The sequence below is a fragment of the Mesorhizobium sangaii genome (assembly GCF_014207355.1).
Lineage (GTDB): Bacteria > Pseudomonadota > Alphaproteobacteria > Rhizobiales > Rhizobiaceae > Mesorhizobium > Mesorhizobium sangaii.
On sequence record NZ_JACHEF010000002.1, the window covers coordinates 646,693 to 666,065 of the forward strand.

The 19,373-nt window shown below is 65.2% G+C and carries 21 protein-coding genes and 1 pseudogene; 15 read left to right on the top strand and 7 right to left on the bottom strand.

The annotated features are described in order from the left end of the window. Positions 1-95: 95 nt before the first annotated feature. From cysK to hrcA, 5 genes are all read right to left on the bottom strand, one after another. Positions 96-1,076, bottom strand: coding sequence for a cysteine synthase A (cysK, locus tag HNQ71_RS12245; protein ID WP_184872824.1), 981 nt, complete (start codon positions 1,074-1,076; stop codon positions 96-98). A gap of 214 nt (positions 1,077-1,290) precedes the next feature. Then, entirely contained in the window at positions 1,291-1,908 is a 618-nt protein-coding gene (locus tag HNQ71_RS12250) for a LysE family translocator (protein ID WP_184872825.1), read from the bottom strand. Between the two features lie 115 nt (positions 1,909-2,023). Next, positions 2,024-3,394 (bottom strand): PQQ-dependent sugar dehydrogenase, encoded by a 1,371-nt coding sequence (locus HNQ71_RS12255; protein WP_184872826.1) that lies wholly within the window; start codon positions 3,392-3,394, stop codon positions 2,024-2,026. A 92-nt stretch (positions 3,395-3,486) separates the two neighbouring features. Then, a complete protein-coding gene (locus tag HNQ71_RS12260; protein WP_095084361.1) occupies positions 3,487-3,684 on the bottom strand; it encodes a hypothetical protein in 198 nt (65 codons plus the stop codon). A 23-nt stretch (positions 3,685-3,707) separates the two neighbouring features. Then, positions 3,708-4,793: a heat-inducible transcriptional repressor HrcA gene (gene hrcA, locus HNQ71_RS12265; protein WP_184872827.1), complete on the bottom strand. Its 1,086-nt coding sequence runs from the start codon at positions 4,791-4,793 to the stop codon at positions 3,708-3,710. A gap of 198 nt (positions 4,794-4,991) precedes the next feature. Between hrcA and rph the strand changes: the two genes are divergently transcribed. From rph to HNQ71_RS34845, 6 genes and pseudogenes are all read left to right on the top strand, one after another. After that, positions 4,992-5,708, top strand: a complete 717-nt coding sequence (rph, locus tag HNQ71_RS12270; RefSeq protein WP_095083768.1) for a ribonuclease PH — start codon at positions 4,992-4,994, stop codon at positions 5,706-5,708. Between the two features lie 183 nt (positions 5,709-5,891). After that, complete coding sequence (locus HNQ71_RS12275) at positions 5,892-6,302, top strand: VOC family protein (RefSeq protein ID WP_184872828.1); 411 nt, start codon at positions 5,892-5,894, stop codon at positions 6,300-6,302. A 29-nt stretch (positions 6,303-6,331) separates the two neighbouring features. Next, on the top strand, positions 6,332-6,979 hold the full coding sequence (rdgB, locus tag HNQ71_RS12280; RefSeq protein WP_184873323.1) for an RdgB/HAM1 family non-canonical purine NTP pyrophosphatase: 648 nt from the start codon (positions 6,332-6,334) through the stop codon (positions 6,977-6,979). Then, complete coding sequence (hemW, locus tag HNQ71_RS12285) at positions 6,976-8,139, top strand: radical SAM family heme chaperone HemW (RefSeq protein WP_184872829.1); 1,164 nt, start codon at positions 6,976-6,978, stop codon at positions 8,137-8,139. Before rdgB ends, hemW begins: the two co-directional genes overlap by 4 nt. Before the next feature lie 3 nt (positions 8,140-8,142). After that, on the top strand, positions 8,143-8,466 hold the full coding sequence (locus HNQ71_RS12290) for a low molecular weight protein tyrosine phosphatase family protein (RefSeq protein ID WP_184872830.1): 324 nt from the start codon (positions 8,143-8,145) through the stop codon (positions 8,464-8,466). 75 nt (positions 8,467-8,541) lie between these two features. Next, positions 8,542-8,664 (top strand): annotated as a pseudogene (locus HNQ71_RS34845) (EamA family transporter); the annotation flags it as partial. Positions 8,665-8,737: 73 nt separating this feature from the next. Here the strand turns inward: HNQ71_RS34845 and HNQ71_RS12300 are convergent. After that, a complete protein-coding gene (locus tag HNQ71_RS12300; RefSeq protein WP_095083758.1) occupies positions 8,738-8,923 on the bottom strand; it encodes a hypothetical protein in 186 nt (61 codons plus the stop codon). A gap of 148 nt (positions 8,924-9,071) precedes the next feature. On the opposite strand from HNQ71_RS12300, the gene rsmI reads away from it, so the two are divergent. Further along, positions 9,072-9,968, top strand: coding sequence for a 16S rRNA (cytidine(1402)-2'-O)-methyltransferase (gene rsmI / locus HNQ71_RS12305; RefSeq protein ID WP_184872832.1), 897 nt, complete (start codon positions 9,072-9,074; stop codon positions 9,966-9,968). A gap of 84 nt (positions 9,969-10,052) precedes the next feature. Then, positions 10,053-10,433, top strand: coding sequence for a YraN family protein (locus HNQ71_RS12310; protein ID WP_184872833.1), 381 nt, complete (start codon positions 10,053-10,055; stop codon positions 10,431-10,433). Between the two features lie 93 nt (positions 10,434-10,526). Here HNQ71_RS12310 and HNQ71_RS12315 read toward each other — a convergent pair whose 3' ends face one another. Beyond that, on the bottom strand, positions 10,527-11,333 hold the full coding sequence (locus HNQ71_RS12315) for an undecaprenyl-diphosphate phosphatase (RefSeq protein ID WP_184872834.1): 807 nt from the start codon (positions 11,331-11,333) through the stop codon (positions 10,527-10,529). 160 nt (positions 11,334-11,493) lie between these two features. Here HNQ71_RS12315 and HNQ71_RS12320 point away from each other — a divergent pair, with 160 nt between their 5' ends. The 7 genes from HNQ71_RS12320 (at position 11,494) to dapB (ending at position 19,361) form a co-directional block, all read left to right on the top strand. Next, positions 11,494-12,186 carry a glutathione S-transferase family protein gene (locus HNQ71_RS12320; RefSeq protein ID WP_184872835.1) on the top strand — a complete coding sequence of 231 codons (693 nt, stop codon included), beginning with the start codon at positions 11,494-11,496 and terminating at the stop codon, positions 12,184-12,186. Next, complete coding sequence (gene queG, locus HNQ71_RS12325; RefSeq protein WP_184872836.1) at positions 12,167-13,321, top strand: tRNA epoxyqueuosine(34) reductase QueG; 1,155 nt, start codon at positions 12,167-12,169, stop codon at positions 13,319-13,321. The genes HNQ71_RS12320 and queG overlap by 20 nt, the downstream gene beginning before the upstream one ends. Further along, the gene (locus HNQ71_RS12330; RefSeq protein WP_184872837.1) at positions 13,318-14,220 is read left to right on the top strand and encodes an SDR family oxidoreductase; all 903 of its coding nucleotides are present in this window, start codon (positions 13,318-13,320) and stop codon (positions 14,218-14,220) included. The genes queG and HNQ71_RS12330 overlap by 4 nt, the downstream gene beginning before the upstream one ends. Positions 14,221-14,284: 64 nt before the next feature. After that, entirely contained in the window at positions 14,285-15,376 is a 1,092-nt protein-coding gene (mepA, locus tag HNQ71_RS12335) for a penicillin-insensitive murein endopeptidase (protein ID WP_184872838.1), read from the top strand. A 188-nt stretch (positions 15,377-15,564) separates the two neighbouring features. Then, a complete protein-coding gene (locus tag HNQ71_RS12340) occupies positions 15,565-16,611 on the top strand; it encodes a glucokinase (protein WP_184872839.1) in 1,047 nt (348 codons plus the stop codon). A gap of 81 nt (positions 16,612-16,692) precedes the next feature. Further along, positions 16,693-18,552 carry an ABC transporter ATP-binding protein gene (locus tag HNQ71_RS12345; protein ID WP_246461479.1) on the top strand — a complete coding sequence of 620 codons (1,860 nt, stop codon included), beginning with the start codon at positions 16,693-16,695 and terminating at the stop codon, positions 18,550-18,552. After that, positions 18,549-19,361 (top strand): 4-hydroxy-tetrahydrodipicolinate reductase, encoded by an 813-nt coding sequence (gene dapB, locus HNQ71_RS12350; RefSeq protein WP_184872841.1) that lies wholly within the window; start codon positions 18,549-18,551, stop codon positions 19,359-19,361. The genes HNQ71_RS12345 and dapB overlap by 4 nt, the downstream gene beginning before the upstream one ends. Positions 19,362-19,373: the final 12 nt, after the last annotated feature.

Consider the following 19,373-nt stretch of genomic DNA (forward strand, 5'->3'; position numbering starts at 1 on the left):
ACCAGCGGTTTTTCGGGGGGCCAGGCCGAACGGTGCGGAACTTTTGATGTCGGCGCGAAGGATCGCGCCGGTTCCATTCTCGAGATAGCGAGACCCTACGCTCCCAACCCCTCGAACAAGATGGTCGACAGATAGCGTTCGGCGAAGGATGGGATGACCACGACGAGGTTCTTGCCCTTGTTCTCCGGCCGCGAGCCAACCACGATTGCCGCCTGCAGGGCGGCGCCCGACGAGATGCCGACCGGCACGCCTTCGAGGCGGGCGACGAGGCGGGCATTGGCGACCGAATCCTCGTTCGACACCTTGACGATCTCGTCATAGATCGTGGTGTCGAGGATTTTTGGCGCGAACCCGGCGCCGATGCCCTGGATCTTGTGCGGCCCGGGCTGGCCGCCCGACAGCACCGGCGAGGATTCCGGCTCGACGGCGACGACATGCACCGAGGGCTTGCGCTTCTTCAGCACCTGGCCGACGCCGGTGATGGTACCGCCGGTGCCGATGCCGGCGACGAAAATATCGACCTCGCCATGCGTATCGTTCCAGATTTCCTCGGCCGTCGTTGTGCGATGGATTTCCGGGTTTGCGGGGTTTTCGAACTGCTGCGGGATGATCGCATTGGGGATTGTCGCCGCCAATTCGTCGGCCTTGGCGATGGCCCCCTTCATGCCTTTCGGACCTTCGGTCAGCACCAGCTCGGCGCCAAGCAGCGCCAGCATTTTCCTGCGCTCGATCGACATCGTTTCCGGCATCGTCAGGATCAGCTTGTACCCCTTGGCGGCCGCGGCGAAGGCAAGCGCGATGCCGGTGTTACCGGAGGTAGGCTCGATCAGCGTGGTCTTGCCGGGAGAAATCTTGCCGGCTGCCTCCAGCGCCTCGATCATCGCCACGCCAATGCGATCCTTGACCGAGGCGATCGGATTGAAGAATTCGAGCTTGGCGATGAGATTGGCGACGATGCCCTTTTCCTTGGCGAATTTGTCGAGCCGCACCAGCGGCGTGTCACCGATCGTGTCGGTGATGGAATCGTAGACGCGGCCGCGACCGGGCACGCGAGCAGGGGTGACGGGCTTGTTCATTGGTTTCGCTCCCAGAACTTCAGGCAAGTGAGAATTTCAGGCAAATGGAGGGCTTCAGGCAAGTGGCATTGCAACCGGCAAGATAGGACCTTCGGTGGCGCAAGATAGACTGTCGGTCGAAAATATCGAGTGGGACCCATGTCTAAAACATCGGGCTCCCGGAAAAGCGTTTCCCGGAAGAGCCTGTGCCTGGAATGATTTGGCCGAAAGGGGCCTACTGACGGGCGGCAATCGCCGCCGCTGCGCCGACCATGAAGCCGGCGGCGGTGCGGTTCAGCGCCTTGAGCGCGCGCGGCGATTTCAGGAACCAGCGCGCCTTGGCCGCCAGCGCCAGATAGGGCACCAGCACCACCAAAAGCACCACGATCGTCAGCGCGACGAGAATACCGTAATCGGCCAGCGTGATGGTCTTTAGGTCGACGATGGTCGGCGTGATCGCGAGGTAGAAGATCATCGTCTTCGGATTGCCGAGCGTGACGGCGAGGCCGGCGAGGAAGCTCGAAACCAGCCCGCCCTTGCCCTTCTTCGCTTCCACCGTTTCGGGCGTGATGCCGCTGGTCCAGAAGCGCCAGCCCAGGAAGGCAAGGTAAGCGACACCAAGCCATTTGATGACGAGAAACACCATGCCGAAGGTCTGCGCGACGAAGGCGAGGCCAAGCACCACGGCGGTCAGATAGGTGAGATCGCCAAGCATTAGGCCAAAGGACATGGCCAGCGACGAACGGAAGCCGGAGCCGAGCGCCCGCGCGACGAGCGCGGTGACGCCGGGGCCGGGAATGGCGGCGGCGATGCCGAGGGCGGCACTATAGGCGAGGAAGCCGGTAAGGGTCATGGGTGCGACCTTTCGCGCGACGCTGTTGTGTCGGGCACCTATGGCACAGGGCTAGGCGGACGTGAATTCCCTGAAGCCGGATTCGATTGCACCACGCCGGCGTGCGACCACACCGTCAGGAACGGCCGCCACTGTAGGTGACGCGCCAGATGGTGCCGTTGCCGTCCTCGGTCACGATCAGCGCACCGTCGCGGGCCACCGCGACGCCGACCGGTCGTCCCCACACCTCGCCGTTGGAAACGACGAAGCCGGTGATGAAGTCCTCGTACTCGCCGGTCGGCTTGCCGTCCTTGAACAGCAATCTCACCACCTTGTATCCGGTTCGGTTGCCGCGATTCCATGAACCGTGCAGGGCCACAAAAGCATCGCCTCTGTACTCGGCTGGAAAACCGGACTCGGGGGGTAAGTCCTTTCCATCGTAGAAGGCGATGTTGAGCGGCGCCGAGTGCGCCTGGATCAGCACATCGGGGACGGTCGCCTTGCCGGCAAGATCGGGGCGTTCGCCCTTGTGACGCGGATCCGCGTTGTTGCCGATATAGTACCAGGGCCAGCCATAGAAGGCGCCGTCCTTGACCACAGTCGCATATTCGGACGGCACATTGTCGCCGAGCGCATCGCGCTCGTTGACGACGCACCACAGCGCCCCGGTCGCCGGCTGAACGGTCATGCCTGAACAGTTGCGCAGGCCGGTGGCGACGATGCGGCCATTCTTGCCGTCAGGGTCGAAAGCCAGCACGTCGGCGCGGCCGTCTTCCGAGCCCCATGTGGCGCCGAGCGGCTTCGATTTGGCCCAGGCGTCGAGGCCGCCATCCGGCTCCCTTGCCATGCCCTCGGCGACGTTCGAACCAGAGCCGACCGACAGATAGAGCGTCTTGCCGTCCGGAGAGAAAACGATATCGCGCGTCCAGTGATGATTGGCAGGGATGTTGTCGACGATGGTTTCCGGATCATTGGCGGCCTTCAGGTCACCATTGTGGTAGGCAAAGCGCACGATGCTGTCGCTGTTGGCGACATAGACCCATTGCGGGTCGTTGCCCGGCGGATAGAAGGCGATGCCGTAGGGCTGGTTGAGATCGCCGGCAAAGATGCCGTCCTTCGCCGGCTTCGCGCTGCCCTCGGCAAGGCGATAGACGCGGATCTCGTTGGCTTCGCTGTCGGCGACGAACAGGTCGCCATTCGGCGCGGTGCGCACGACGCGCGGATTGTCGATGCCCGACGCGATCAGCTCGGCCGAAAAGCCCGGCGGCAATTTCGGCTCGGCGTCTGCCGGCCTGTCGGCGAGGCCGGCGCCGTTCGAGGCGGATTTGGTGACGTAAGGCCTAGGCAGGTCTTGCGGCCTGATCAGGCGGCGCACCCCTGGCCTGTCGGCACGCCAGTCGCCGAAGGCGGCCGCACCCTTCAGCACCGGCTGCTCCGCCTGCTGGGCCAATGCAGCCGTCGTGAGAAGCAGTGCGGCGGGAAACGCCAGTCCGGCCAATCGGATCATTTTGCCCTCCACCTAGTCGCGAAGGAATCAACGGCCTGTTTGTTCCTCGGTTCCGCCTCACACGATGAGGTGAGGTGAAACAGTCTCCAGCCTCAGGTGCCGGCGGCGTAGAAATCGTCGTCGAGGCGTTTTTCCAGTGCGACGAGATCGGCCGGCAGCGGCAGGCCCATGGCGCGCATTTCCTGCAGTTTTTCACGCAACTGCTCCTGGATTTCGTGCTGGTCCTCGGGCTGGTTGACCATTTCCTCGAGCAACAGGCTGATCCGGGCCTTGAATTCTTCGAGCGCCATCGTCGTCTCCTCGGTTACCCAGTTCAACGCAGCATGCGGGAAATCAGCTGCGCCGTATAGTCGACCATGGGGACGATGCGGGCGTAGTTGAGCCGGGTCGGGCCGATGACGCCGAGTGCGCCGACGACGCGGGCATCCTTGTCGCGATAGGGCGCGACGACCAGCGACGAGCCCGACAGCGAAAACAGCTTGTTTTCCGAACCGATGAAGATGCGCACGCCCGATCCCTGTTCGGCAAGGTCGAGCAACTGGATCAGCCCGTCCTGCGTCTCCATATCCTCGAACAGGTGACGCAACAGTTCGATGTCGGCCTGGGCGGTGACGTTTTCGAGCAGGTTGGCGCGGCCGCGCACGATCAGCCGCGCCGGCAAGCCGCTCTCGGCCCCGGCCCACACTGCCAGCCCCTTCTCGACCAGATCTTGCGACAGCGTGTCGAGCGCGGCCCTGGTCTCTTCCTTGATGCGGGCAATCTCGATCCGCGCCTCGGCCAGCGTGCGGCCGCGGATATGGGCGTTGAGGAAGTTCGAGGCTTCGTGCAGCTGCGAGACGGTGATGCCGGCCGGCAGTTCGACGACGCGGTTTTCGACGTCGCCGTTCTGCGACACCAGCACCGCCAGCGCCTTGGTCGGCTCCAGCTGGATGAATTCGATGTGCTTCAGCGCCACCTCGTTCTTGGCGGCCAGCACCAGGCCGGCGCCGCGCGACATGCCGGACAGCATCTGGCTGGCCTCGGTCAGCATGTGTTCCAGCGTCGCACCCGAGCCGGACGCGCGCACCTGCGCCTCGATGGTCCGGCGCTCGTCGTCGGAGAGGTCGCCGAGTTCCATGAAGGCATCGACGAAGAAACGCAGGCCGGCCTGCGTCGGCAGACGGCCGGCGGAGATGTGCGGCGCGTAGATCAGGCCGAGATGTTCGAGGTCGCTCATCACGTTGCGGATGGTGGCGGGCGACAGCGAGGACGGCAGGATGCGCGACAGGCTGCGTGATCCCACGGGTTCGCCGTCCTTCAGGTAGGAATCGACGATGCGCCGGAAGATGTCGCGCGAACGCATGTCGAGCGACTGCAGCGCGGGCGACAGCAGACTGGGTTCGGCAACTGCCTTGGTCATTGCGCCAAAAACCTCCGGCCCAAGGATATAGACTTCACCACCGCCCGCGCAACCCGCTGTCTGTGTCAGATCACCCGGTCTCTGAGTCGGATCACCCAGGTGTCTGAGTCCGATCACCGGCCATTTTCCTTTGCGCCACGCGCCCCATGTGGTTACAAGCCGGCCAAGAATCCGAAAAATGACGGGAAAGAAGCCTGAATGCGCCCCTCCAAACGCCAATTCGACGAAATGCGCGCCATCTCCTTCGAGCGCGGCGTCTCCAAGCATGCCGAAGGCTCATGCCTGGTGAAGTTCGGCGACACCCATGTCCTGTGCACCGCCAGCCTCGAGGAGAAGGTGCCGGGCTGGATGCGCAATTCCGGCAAGGGCTGGGTCACGGCGGAATACGGCATGCTGCCGCGCTCGACCGGCGAGCGCATGCGCCGCGAGGCTTCCGCCGGCAAGCAGGGCGGCCGCACGTTGGAAATCCAGCGGCTGATCGGCCGCTCCTTGCGCGCCGTGGTCGACCTGCAGGCGCTGGGCGAGCAGCAGATCACCGTCGACTGTGACGTCATCCAGGCCGATGGCGGCACCCGCACCGCCTCGATCACCGGCGGCTGGGTGGCGCTCTATGATTGCCTGCGCTGGATGGAAGCTCGCCAGATGGCCAGCGTCGCCAAGGTGTTGAAGGACCATGTCGCGGCGATTTCCTGCGGCATCCATGACGGCCAGCCGGTCATCGACCTCGATTATCTCGAGGATTCCTCGGCCGGCACCGACGCCAACTTCGTCATGACCGGCAAGGGCGGCATCGTCGAGATCCAGGGCACCGCCGAGGGCGAGCCCTTTTCCGAGGACCAGTTCGCCGACCTGATGGGCCTGGCCAAGAAAGGCATCCAGCGCCTGGTCAGCCTGCAGCAGATGGCGGTGGTCTAGTTTTCAAATGCCGAGCTTGAGCGCCCCCCTCCGGCCTGCCGGCCATCTCCCCCTCAAGGGGGGAGATTGGAAGGTTCGAGTTCGGCACATCTCCTGCGGCTGTGCGGTTTGGCTGCGGCCATTGGCACAGCTGATCTCCCCCCTTGAGGGGGAGATGGCCGGTAGGCCAGAGGGGGGCGCCTCGTGATTCCCTCCGCAATCCTGGAATCAGCCCTCTACGTCACCGACCTCGACGCCGCCGAAACCTTCTACACCGATATCCTCGGCCTCGACATGCTCGGCAGGGTCGACGGCAGGCACCTCTTCTTCCGCTGCGGACCCAGCGTGTTGCTCATCTTCAACGCCGAGGCGACGAAAGTGCCGCCCCCGCCCGATGCGAGACTGAAAGTGCCGCCGCACGGTGCGGTCGGCGAGGGTCATCTCTGCTTTGCGGCCAGCGCCGACGAGATCGCGCGCTGGAAAGCACGTCTCGAGGCGAAGAAGATCGCCATCGAAAGCGAATTTGAATGGCCGCAAGGCGGCCGATCGATCTATATACGCGACCCCTCGGGCAATTCGATCGAATTCGCCGAGCCACGGATCTGGGGCCTTTGATGCATTCGACAACCGTTCATTCGCCTACCATTCATTCGCTTGATGGAAAAAAGATCGTCGTCGCCAGCCACAATGCCGGCAAGCTGCGCGAATTCGCCGATTTGATGGGGCCGTTCGGCTTCGAAGCGAAATCGGCCAAAGACTATGGCCTGCCGGAGCCGGACGAGACCGGCACCACTTTCGAGGAGAACGCCTTCATCAAGGCGCTGGCCGCCGCCCAGGCCACCGGCCTGCCGGCGCTGTCGGATGATTCCGGCCTGTGCGTCGACGCGCTCGACGGCGCCCCCGGCGTCTACACCGCCAACTGGGCCGAAACCCCTGACGGTTCGCGCGATTTCGCCATGGCCATGCAACGCACCGAAGTGGCGCTGCAGGAAGTCGGTGCCGCCTTGCCGGAACAGCGCAAGGGGCGCTTTGTCGCCGTCATCTGCCTCGCCTTTCCCGATGGTGGCGCCGAGTACTATCGCGGCGAGGCCGAAGGCACGCTGGTCTGGCCGCCGCGCGGCGACCTTGGCTTCGGCTACGATCCGGTGTTTTTGCCCGACGGCTTCGACAAGACCTTTGGCGAGATGAGTGCTGAGGAAAAACACGGCTGGAAGCCCGGCCAGCCGACGGCTCTATCGCACCGCGCCCGCGCTTTCCAAAAATTCGCCGAAGCGAGATTGGGTTCGGCATGAGCATGCTGCTCGACCGGGCGCCCGGTTTTGGCGTCTACATCCATTGGCCGTTCTGCGCGGCCAAATGCCCCTATTGCGACTTCAACAGCCATGTCCGCCACCAGCCGGTCGACCAGGAGCGCTTTGCCGCCGCCTTCGAGGCCGAGCTCGCGACCATGCGTCGGCGCACCGGGCCGCGCGAGGTGACCAGCATTTTCCTCGGCGGCGGCACGCCGTCGCTGATGAAGCCGGAAACCGTGGCCCGGGTTCTGGACGCCGTGGCGAAGAATTGGACGGTGCCCGATGGTATCGAGGTGACGCTGGAGGCCAATCCGTCCTCGGTCGAGGCCGAACGGTTTCGCGGCTATCGCGCGGTAGGCGTCAACCGCGTTTCGCTGGGCGTGCAGGCGTTGAACGACAAGGATTTGCGCTTCCTCGGCCGGCTGCACAATGTCGAGGAAGCGCTGCACGCCATTGGCCTTGCGCGCGAGATTTTCCCGCGCTTGTCCTTCGACCTCATCTATGCCAGGCCCGGACAGACGCCGGAGGCTTGGCAGGCCGAGCTTGAACAGGCGATCGGCCATGCCGCGGATCATCTGTCGCTCTACCAGCTGACGATCGAGGAAGGCACGCCCTTCCACGCGCTGCATGCGGCGAAGAAATTCGTCATTCCCGACAATGACCAAGCCGCCGACCTCTATGCGCTGACGCAGGAGATCACCACGGCGCACGGCCTGCCGGCCTATGAGATTTCCAACCACGCCAGGCCGGGCGCCGAGAGCCGGCACAATCTGACCTATTGGCGCTATGGCGAATATGTCGGTGTCGGGCCAGGCGCGCATGGCCGCTTCGTCGAAAACGGCCGCCGCACGGTCACGATCGCCGAGCGGATGCCGGAAACCTGGGCCAATCTAGTCGAAGCCAAGGGCCATGGCGTCACCGGCGGCGAGATCCTGACACGCTCAGAAGAGGCCGACGAGTTCCTGCTGATGGGCCTGCGGCTGGCCGAAGGCATCGACCTTTCCCGCTACGAGGCGTTCTCCGGGCGCGGCCTGTCGAGCGCGCGGTTGGCGGTGCTGCAGGGCGAGGGGCTGGTGGCGCCGATCGGCAACGCCCGGCTCCGCGCCACGCCAGCCGGCATGATCGTGCTCGATGCCGTGGTGGCGGATCTGGCGCGCTAATCCTTGAAAAACGTGCTCTTCGTCTGCAGCCAGAACCGCTTGCGCAGCCCGACCGCCGAGCAGGTGTTTTCCAAGCGCAGGGATATCGAGGTAGCGTCGGCCGGAACAAACCACGATGCCGACACGCCGCTGACGCATGAATTGGTCGCCTGGGCCGATATCATCTTCGTCATGGAAAAGGCGCACCGCGCCAAATTGCAGAAGAAATTCAAGGCCAGCCTGAAGAAGGCCCGGGTCATCTGCCTCGACATCCCCGACGACTATGAATTCATGGATCCGGTGTTGGTACACCTTCTCGAGGCGAAGGTCCCGCGATATCTCGGCTGAATGAGGCCGAGCATTTGCAACCACGCTTTGTCATCCTCGGGCTTGACCCGAGGAATCCATCCCGCGACCGTTGCGCTAGGCGTCGTGCTTGTGGCGGTGTTTGGCGCGGTCCTTCTCGGCGTGCGACTCTCCGGAGCGGACCGGCTTGGCGTCGTCCTTGTCGCGGCGGGCACGATGCTGGTCGCCTACTTGGGATAGCGGCACGCCGTTGCGGGTGCTTTTCGTTTCAAGACGGGTGATGAAGATATCGAAGCGATTGGGCATCGTTCGGTCAGTGCTCCGTCGTGCTGTCTGGTTTGTTGTCGGAAAGTCTGACATTCGTCGGCAAGGCGCTTGTGGTCCGCTTGGTCAGGCTGGTGTCGGTCTTGGCAGGGAGGCGCTTGTCCCTGGCTGCGGCAACGCGCTTACGGCCGGCATAGTAGGGTTCGAAAGCGTCCTGTATTTTTAGGCTGTCCATCCTGTCCTCCTCCTCCGGAATCAGGGGGTAAATCTGCCGAACCCGGTTTCGTTCCCCACTGTGGCAAAGGAATGGCAGGCAGACCCGGCGTCAGCTTTTGCAAGCCGGCGTCAGCCGTGCCAAACAGGGTTTGAATGGAGATGCATCGGTGACCGGCGAAACGGGCAAGCGCAGCTATGTGGTCGGGCAGACCGAGATCGCGGCCCGGCCGCTGGAGCCGGCGCTCTATCTGGTGGCGACGCCGATCGGCAATCTCGCCGACATCACGCTGCGCGCGCTGGAAACGCTGGCCGCCGCCGACGTCGTCGCTTGCGAGGACACGCGGGTGTCGCGCGTGCTTCTCGACCGCTACGGCATCCGCCGCCGCACCACCGCCTATCATGAGCACAATGCCGGCGAAGCCGGACCCAAGCTGATCGCGGCACTTCAGGCCGGACAGAGCGTGGCGCTGATTTCCGATGCCGGCACGCCGCTGGTCTCCGATCCCGGCTACCGGCTGGTCGGCGAGGCGCTCGACCATGGCATTCGCGTCGTGCCGATCCCCGGCCCGTCGGCGCCACTCGCCGCGCTGACCGCGTCCGGCCTGCCCTCGGACGCCTTCCTGTTCGCCGGCTTCCTGCCGGTGAAGACTGGGCAGCGGCTGACGCGGCTCGAAGCCCTGAAAGCTGTGCCGGCGACGCTGATCTTCTTCGAATCGCCGCGCCGGCTAGCCGAATCCCTCGGCGCCATGGTCCAGGCGCTCGGCGGCGAGCGAAAGGCTGCGATCGGCCGCGAGCTGACCAAGACCTTCGAGGAGATGCGCACCGGCACGCTGCAGGTGCTGGCCGACCATTATGCGGCGGCCGATACGCCGAAGGGCGAGATCGTCGTCTGCGTCGGTCCCGCCGAGGCCAAGGCCGAGGAACCTGAAGACATCGATCGCCTGCTGTTGTCGCTCGCTGCCGAAATGCCGGCCTCCAAGGCAGCGTCCGAAGCCGCGAAAATGACCGGCGGCCAGAAGCAGGCGCTCTATCGGCGATTGCTGGAGCTCAGGGACAGACCATGATCCCGAAAAGTGGAAACCGGTTTTCTCGGACAAACGGTTCCGTTTGTCCAGAGATCGTGGTCAAACAAAGTTCCGGAGAAGGCGGTGGCTGAGCGCCCGAGCGCCGCCAGCCGCCAGAAGGCCTATCGGCGCGGCCATCGCGGCGAATGGCTGGCGGCGGCAGCGCTGATGCTGAAGGGCTACCGGATTCTGGCGCGCCGCCACCGCACCCGCTTCGGCGAGATCGACCTGATCGCGCGGCGCGGCGACCTCGTCCTGTTCGTCGAGGTCAAGGCGCGCCGCACGCTGATCGAAGCCATGGAGGCGATCGGCCACGAATCGGAGCGCCGCATCGAGGCGGCGGCCGACATCTGGCTGTCGCGCCAGTCCGACTATGGCAGACTGTCGATGCGTTTCGACATGGTCGCGGTGCTGCCCTGGCGCTGGCCGGTGCATGTCGAAAATGCGTTTTATGGAAGGAATTAGGCGAGAACCGTTGCTCGCCCTTCGCCTGGCTCAGGGCGTTCGTCGTTCGGAAAGCCAAGCAATTGGCTTTCCGTCCGCTTCGCGGACCACTCCTCACCCCCAGATCATCAACGCCCCCAGCCCGACGCCGCCAACCACCAGCCGCCACCAACCGAACAACGAATAGCCGTTGCGCGAGACGTAATCGAGCAGGAAGCGCACGACGATGAGCGCCGTGACGAAGGCGGCGACGAAGCCGATGGCGATGATCGGCAGGTCGGCGCTGCTCAGCACGTTGCGGTTCTTGAACAGGTCGAAGGCAAAAGCGCCGACCATCGTCGGGATCGCAAGGAAGAAAGAAAATTCCGCCGCCGCCCGCTTGTCGACACCCAAGAGCAGTGCGCCGACGATCGTCGAACCCGAGCGCGACGTGCCGGGGATCAGCGACAGGCACTGGAAAAGCCCGATCTGCAGGTAAAGTCGGGTCGGAAAGCGCTCGACGTCGCGGTAGACCGGCTTGAGGTTCATGCGGTCCACCGCCAGCAGCACGACGCCGCCGATGATCAGCATGATGCAGATCAGCCTTGGCGATTCGAACAGCACCGTCTTGATGAAATCATGCGCCAGCGCGCCGATGATCGCCGCCGGTAGGAAGGCGATAAGGATGCCGATGACGAAATGCCGTGTCAGCCGGTCATGCGGCAGGTCGAGCAGCATTTGCCACAGGCGGCGGAAATAAACGCTCAGGATCGCCAGGATGGCGCCGAGCTGGATCAGGATCTCGAAGGCCTTGCCGGTCGAATGGAAGCCGAGGAAATGGCCGGCGAGCAGGATATGGCCGGTCGACGAGACCGGGATGAACTCGGTCAGCCCCTCCAGCAGGCCGAGCAGCAGGGCTTCGACGATGGTCTGGCTTTCCATGGCTACCTCGGCTTTGGCGTGACGGCTAACAGAACGGCTTGCTTGTCATGGCCTGCAAGTCCCCCTATAGGTCGCAACACCCTGACGGCCCGCTAACCGGGCGGCCAAGACTTACCGGTGCGCCCTGCGATTCGCCAGTGCGCTTTATCATCGCGGAACCATGCTGACGCTTTTCCACCACCCCATGTTCGCCACCTGCCGCTTCGTCCGCCTCGCTTTCGGCGAGTACGGCGAGGAGCTGGCCCTGATCGAGGAAAAGCCGTGGACGCGGCGCAAGGAGTTCCTGGCGTTGAATCCGGCCGGCACCCTGCCCATCCTTTTGGCCGAAGGCGACGTGCCGATCGTCGGCGCGACCGTCATCGCCGAATACCTCGATGAGACGCGCGGCGTCTTGAAGCGCGACAAGCGGCTGCTCGCCGAGGACCCGATGCAGCGCGCCGAGATCCGCCGGCTGATCGACTGGTACCTCAACAAGGCCGAAAGCGAGGTAACCCGCCATCTGGTGCGCGAACGCGTGCTGAAACCGGTGATGCCGGAAACGGCGGGCGGTGGCTCGCCAGATTCGGGCGCGATCCGCGCCGCCCGCGCCAACATCCGCCAGCACATGAAATACACCAACTGGCTCGCCGGCACCCGCCATTGGCTGGCCGGCAGCAGGGTCACCTATGCCGATCTCGCGGCCGCCGCGACGCTGTCGGTGCTCGACTATCTCGGCGAGATCGATTGGCGCGAACACGCCGCGGCGCGCGAATGGTACACGCGGGTGAAGTCGCGGCCCTCCTTCCGGCCGCTTTTGACCGACCGGGTGCGCGGCCTGTCGCCGGTGTCGCATTATGCGGACCTCGACTTCTGACGCCGCAAAACTGCGCGCGCTGATCGACGCAGAGGCGCATCGCGCCGGCTTCGATGCCGTCGCCGTCACCACCCCCGATGCGATCCCGCTGGCGCCGGCGCGCCTGGCCGAATTCGTCGCCGACGGCTTTCACGGTTCGATGGGCTGGATCGCCGAGACGCTGCAACGCCGCAGCGAACCCACCGCGCTCTGGCCGCAAGTGCGCTCGATCATCGTGCTGGCGATGAACTACGGCCCCGACCGTGATCCGCGCGAGGTGCTGACCAAGCCCGACCGTGGCGCTATCTCGGTCTATGCGCAGAACCGCGACTATCACGAGGTTATTAAGGGGCGGCTGAAGGAAATCGCCGGCAAGCTCGTGGCGCGCGCCGGCGGCGACGTGAAGGTCTTCGTCGACACAGCGCCGGTGATGGAGAAGCCGCTGGCCGAGGCCGCCGGGCTCGGCTGGCAAGGCAAGCACACCAACCTGGTCAGCCGCGAGCACGGCTCCTGGCTGTTTCTCGGCACCATCTTCACCACAGCCGAACTCGTGCCCGACCGGGCCGAGATCGATCATTGCGGGTCCTGTCGCGCCTGCCTCGACGCCTGCCCGACCGACGCCTTCCCGGCGCCCTACCGCCTCGATGCGCGGCGCTGCATCTCCTATCTCACCATCGAGAACAAGGGGCCTATCCCGCATGAATTCCGAGAAAAGATCGGCAACCGCATCTATGGCTGCGACGACTGCCTCGCCGCCTGTCCGTGGAACAAGTTCGCCAGGGCGGCTTCCGAGGCAAAACTCGCGGCGCGCGACGATTTGCGCGAGCCGCCGCTTGGCCAGCTGCTGCAACTCGACGACCCAGCCTTCCGCGCCTTCTTCTCAGGGTCGCCGATAAAGCGCATCGGCCGCGATCGTTTTGTCCGCAACGTGCTGATCGCCGCCGGCAATTCCGGCGATGCCGCGCTTGCCGTCCACGTGCGCGCCTTGCTGGACGACGCGTCGCCGATGGTGCGGGGCGCGGCAATATGGGCGCTGGCGCGGCTTGTGCCTGATGCCGAATATGCCGAACGGGCAGCTATCGGCCTGAAAATCGAGGACAACGAGGCCGTGCGTGACGAATGGCGTCTGGCGCGGCCGACCAGGGCACATGCATGAGTGAAAAGCAGATATTCATCTTCGGCGCCGGCTATTCCGGCCAGGCTTTTGCCCGCGCCGGCAAAGCTGCCGCCACGATCTTTGGGACGACGCGTTCGGCCGGGAAATTCGAGGCGCTGCGGCAGGCCGGCATTGCGCCGCTGCTGTTCGACGGCGCGCTGACCGGCGAAATCGGCGATGCGCTGGGAAAGACAACGCATCTGGTGGTTTCGGTTGGCCCGGAAGAGGCCGGTGATCCCGTGCTGAATGCCGCCCGCGCGGCGATCGTGGCGCGGATGCCTGCACTTGAATGGATAGGCTATCTCTCGACAGTCGGTGTCTACGGCAATTATGACGGCGCCTGGGTCGATGAAACGGCCGAGTGCCGGCCGGTGTCGAAGCGCTCGGTCATGCGGGTGGCTGCCGAACGGGACTGGCTGGAACTCGGCCGCGAGATCGGCCGGCCGGTGGCGATCCTGCGCCTGTCGGGCATTTACGGCCCGGGCCGCAACGCCCTGGTCAATCTGGAAAACGGCACCGCGCGGCGGCTGGTCAAGCCCAACCAGGTGTTCAACCGCATCCATTGCGACGACATTGCCGGTGCCCTCTGGCATTTGGCGGATCGCGATCTCGGCGGCATCTTCAACGTCACCGACGACCTGCCGGCGCCGCCGCAGGATGTCGTCGCCCATGCCGCGTCGCTGATGGGCGTCGAGCCGCCGCCCGAAATTCCCTTCGACGCCGCCCAGCTTTCGCCCATGGCGCGGTCCTTCTATGGCGAGAACAAGCGTGTCGCCAACGCAGCAATCAAGGCGGCGGGCTATTCCCTGCGGTTTCCGGATTACCGAGCCGCCTTCGACCATATGTGGGCTAGCGGCGACTGGCGCGACGGCGAGCCGCGCAGCCCGATGAAGCGCTAATCATCGAAGCGCCGCGCGTTGCGTGCTATGATTCGGCCTTGGATTGCGGTGGGGATCCGGTTTCATGAAAACAGCGACGCGGCGATCTCTCGGCAGGAAATCACTGCTGGCCACAGCGCTCGGCCTGTTCGCGCTGGCCGGGCTCGCCACGCAGCCGGCGGCGGCCGAGGAACGGGCGAAGGACCTGTTCGGCGCCAAGAAACTGCCGGCGGCGACTGCGGCGCAGTCGATAGGCTTCTACTCCAAGGGCTGCTTTGCCGGCGGCGTCGCCATTCCCATGGATGGCCCAACCTGGGAGGTGATGCGGCCGTCGCGCAACCGCCGCTGGGGCCATCCGGCGATGATCGCGGTGATCGAGAAACTGTCGCGCGACGCCGCGGCCGATGGTTGGCCCGGCCTGCTGATCGGCGACATTTCGCAGCCGCGCGGCGGTCCGATGATGACCGGCCACGCCTCGCACCAGATCGGCCTCGATGCCGATATCTGGCTGACGCCGATGCCCAGTTCCCCGCTGTCGATGGCGCAACGCGAAAGCATCAGCGCCACCTTGATGGTCGACGAGAAGACCCATCTGGTGAAGGATGCGCTGTGGACGCCGGCACATACGAGGCTTCTGAAGCGGGCGGCGAGCTATCCCGAGGTCGAACGCATCCTGGTCAATCCCGGCATCAAGAAAAAGCTCTGCGACACCGTCAAGGGCGACCGCGACTGGCTGCGCAAGATCAGGCCGTTCTGGGGCCACGACTATCATTTCCACATGCGCATCGGCTGCCAGCCGGGCTCGCCCAACTGCAAGGCGCAGGAAGCGACGCCGGCCGATGACGGTTGCGGCAAGCCGCTCGCCTGGTGGTTCACGCAGGAACCCTGGCGGCCGAACAAGAACCCTGATGCGCCGAAGGCCCGCGACCTGATGACGATGGCGAACCTGCCGAAGGAATGCCGCGCCGTGCTCGACGCGCCGGGGCCGGCGTCCGCCGAGGCCGCGACCTATCATGGCGGCGCCGTGCCGCTCGTGGCCGCGGCGCCTGAAGCCGAAGCGCCTTCGATGCCTGCCACCACGGCCAGTGGTGCAGCCGGCTTGCCGGCCTCGATGAACGCTTTCACCGCGACCCCCGAGATCGGCATCCCGCTGCCGCGGCCACGGCCGGGAAACTGACCGCTGCGGCACTTATCCAGGGTTGAACCGGTTTAGCCGTGCCGTTTTTGCGAAATAGTGGCCGTTTGGCCGCAGAACCTGTCTCCGCGTGACGCCGGCCTCGAAAACCGTTTCCCTTTTCAAACTCATGCGCTAGTCAACGGGAGAACGGCGCTATGCCGTCGTGGGCGCCGGGGACGGACGAGAGCATGCCAAGCACGGGCGATGACGATACTTTGTTGCGGTTTCCGATCCTGATCGGCGACATTGGCGGCACCAATGCGCGCTTTTCGATCGTGCTCGACGCCAATTCCGAGGCCGGCGAGCCGACCATCGTCCAGACCGCCAACTTCAACACCATCGACGAGGCGATCCAGGCGGCCGTGCTCGACCGCTCGTCGGTACGCCCCAATTCGGCGGTGCTGGCGGTGGCCGGGCCGGTCGACGGCGACGAGATCGAGCTCACCAACTGCCCGTGGATCGTCAAGCCCAGGCAGATGTTCGCCAGCCTCGGCTTGAGCGACATCGTCGTGCTCAATGATTTCGAGGCGCAGGCGCTGGCCGTCGTCGCGCTCGGCGAGGAGCATATGGAAAAGATCGGCGGCGGCACGCCGGAGCCCAATGCCGGGCGCGTCGTGCTCGGCCCCGGAACCGGGCTCGGCGTCGCCGGGCTGGTCTATGCGCTTCGCCACTGGATACCGGTGCCCGGCGAGGGCGGCCATATGGATATCGGCCCGCGCACGCCGCGCGATTTCGAGGTTTTCCCGCATATCGAAAAGCTCGAGGGCCGCATTTCGGGCGAGCAGATCCTGTGCGGACGCGGCCTCGTCAACGTCTACCGGGCGGTGGCCAAGGCGGACGGCAAACCGTCGCCTTTCACCACGCCGGCGGAAATCACCGCCGCGGCACTGGCCAAGACCGATCCGGTTGCCGAAGAGGCGCTGGAGACCTTCGTCACCTGCCTCGGGCGCACTGCAGGCGATCTTGCGCTGGTGTTCATGAGCCGCGGCGGCGTCTTCCTCACCGGCGGCATCGCGCAGAAGATCGTGCCGGCGCTGAAAGCCGGCAATTTCCGCGCCGCCTTCGAGGACAAGGCGCCGCACAGCGCGCTGATGCGCACCATGCCGGTCTATGTGATCACCCACCCGCTGGCCGCGCTTTTGGGCCTTGCCGCCTATGCCAGAAACCCGTCGCTGTTCGGAGTCCAGACCGCGGACCGCCGCTGGCGCGACGAAGTTAGTCACCCCAAGGCATAGGCAAGCCGGCCTCTTGGCGCTAAGAGAAGTGCCGAATTGCAACCCGGCCACGGGAAGCAGGAACCTGTGAAGCGCTCCGATTTGACATTTCAGATACCCAACAAGCCGAAAGTCACGCCCCGTGCGGTCACGGCGGTGCTCCGCCGAATTATCGCTGAAAACGGCCGTGATTACCGCTGGTCCTATGCTTTTGCCGCTGCCTGCCTGATCGCGGTGTCCGCGACAACCGCCTTCACCGCCTGGGTCATGAGCCCCGTCGTCAACGAGATATTCTACGAACGGCGCGGCGATCTGATCGTGTGGATCTGTGCCGCGATCATGGCGGCCTTCCTGGTGCGCGGTTTTGCCGGCTACGGCCAGGCGGTGACGCTGGCCAAGGTCGGCAACAATCTGGTGGCGCGCTACCAGAAACGCCTCTTCGACCATCTGATGAAACTCGGCGTCGGCTTTTTCAGCGACACGCGTTCGGGCCGGCTGGCTGCCCAGATGAACGAGAACGTCAACGGCATCCGCGACCTGCTGTCGATGACGCTCACGTCGATCGCGCGCGATGGCGTGACGCTGCTCGGCCTGCTTGGTGTCATGATCTACCAGGATCCGGTCCTCTCGCTGAGCTCCCTGCTGATCGGACCGCCGCTGATCTGGACCGTCACCTATCTGATGCGTCGGGTGCGCCGCATCACCCGCGAATCGGTGCAGATCAACTCGCGGCTGATCGGCGCCGTGCAGGAGGCCACGCAAGGCATTGCCATCGTCAAGGCCTTCACCATGGAAGAGGAGCTGTCGCGCCGCATCGGCGCGCTCGCCGACAGCGCCGAGCAGCGGGGAAACAAGATTGCCCGTGTCTCGGAACGGCTGGCGCCGATCTCGGACATGCTGGCCGGTCTTGCCGTAACCGGTGTCATCGCCTATTCCGGCTACCGGGCGATCGTTCTCGGACAGCCACCGGGTGCGGTCTTTTCCTTCATCACCGCGCTGTTGCTCGCCTATGACCCGGCACGGCGGCTGGCGCGCATGCAGGTCGGCATGGAGCGCGCGCTGGTCAATGCGCGCATGATCTACGAACTTCTCGATCTCGAGCCGCAGCAGGGCGACACGCCGGGAGCCGCCGAGGCCAAGTTCACCACCGGCGAAGTGCGTTTCAACAACGTGTCCTTCCGCTATGTCGAGGAAACACCGGTGCTGCAGGACCTGAGCTTCGTCGCCGCGGCCGGCAAGATGACCGCCATCGTCGGCGCCTCCGGCGCCGGCAAGACGACGCTGGTGGCGCTGCTGCAGCGCTTCTACGACGTCGAGGCGGGAACGATCGAGATCGACGGCCAGGACATTTCCAAGATCACCAAGCATTCGCTGCGCAGTTCCATCGCCTATGTCTCGCAGCAGCCCTATCTGTTCGAAGGCACCATCCGCGACAACATCCGCTATGGCCGGTTGAATGCCACCGACGCCGAAATCGAACAGGCCGCGCTGCAGGCCGAGGCCGACGGCTTCATCCGCCAGCAGCCACAGGGTTACGACACACCCGTCGGCGAAAACGGCGTGACGCTGTCGGGCGGCCAGCGCCAGCGCGTGTCGATCGCCCGCGCCATCGTGCGGCAGGCGCCGATCCTTCTGCTCGACGAGGCGACGTCGGCACTCGACAACGAGGCCGAGGCGCGGGTCCAGGAAGCGCTGATCCAGGTCATGGAAGGGCGCACCACCATCGTCATCGCGCACCGGCTGTCGACGGTGGTCAATGCCGACCACATCATCGTGCTGGAACAGGGCCATCTCGTCGAACAGGGCACGCATGCCTCGCTGATGGCCGATCCGCACAGCGTCTATGCCCGCTTCCACCGGGTGCAGGGCAAAAAGGGGCTGGGGCTTGTCGACGACGCCAAGCCAATCCAAACTCCGCCGCCGCGCAGCCGCGCGAAAAAGGCGGCCGGGAGACCTTCATGAGCGATATGGGCCTGGTCGTGGTGGGTGCAGCCGGCCGCATGGGGCAGACACTGATCCGCGCCATCCACACCATTCCCGGCGTCCGCGTGATCGGCGCCGTCGAGCGTGGCGGCTCACCCTATCTGGGCAAGGATGCCGGCGAACTTGCCGGCGTCGGCCGCATCGACGTGCCGATTGGCGACGATCCGCTGCCGGTCTTCGCCAGGGCCGACGGCGTGCTCGATTTCACCACGCCGGCCTCGAGCGTCGAATTCGCTGGCTACGCGGCGCAGGCGCGCATCGCCCATGTCATCGGCACCACCGGCTGCTCGGCCGACGATGACGCCAAGATCGCGGCGGCTGCGCGCCATGCGATGATCGTCAAGTCGGGCAATATGAGCCTTGGCGTCAATCTTCTGGCGGTGCTGGTCGAACAGGCGGCGCGCGCGCTCGACGCCGACGATTTCGACATCGAGATCCTCGAAATGCACCACAAGCACAAGGTCGACGCGCCGTCGGGCACGGCGCTGCTGCTCGGCGAAGCCGCCGCCGCCGGGCGCGGCATCGCGCTCGCCGGCAACGATGTGCGCGTCCGCGACGGCCACACCGGCGTGCGAAAGACCGGCTCGATCGGCTTTGCCTCGCTGCGTGGCGGTTCGGTGGTCGGTGACCACAGCGTGATGCTGGCCGGCACCGGCGAGCGCATCACACTGTCCCACCATGCCGAGGACCGCGCCATCTTCGCCCGCGGAGCCGTCAAGGCCGCCTTGTGGGCGCGCGGCCGCAAGCCGGGACTGTATTCGATGCGGGACGTGCTCGGCCTCAGCTGAGCGGACATCCAC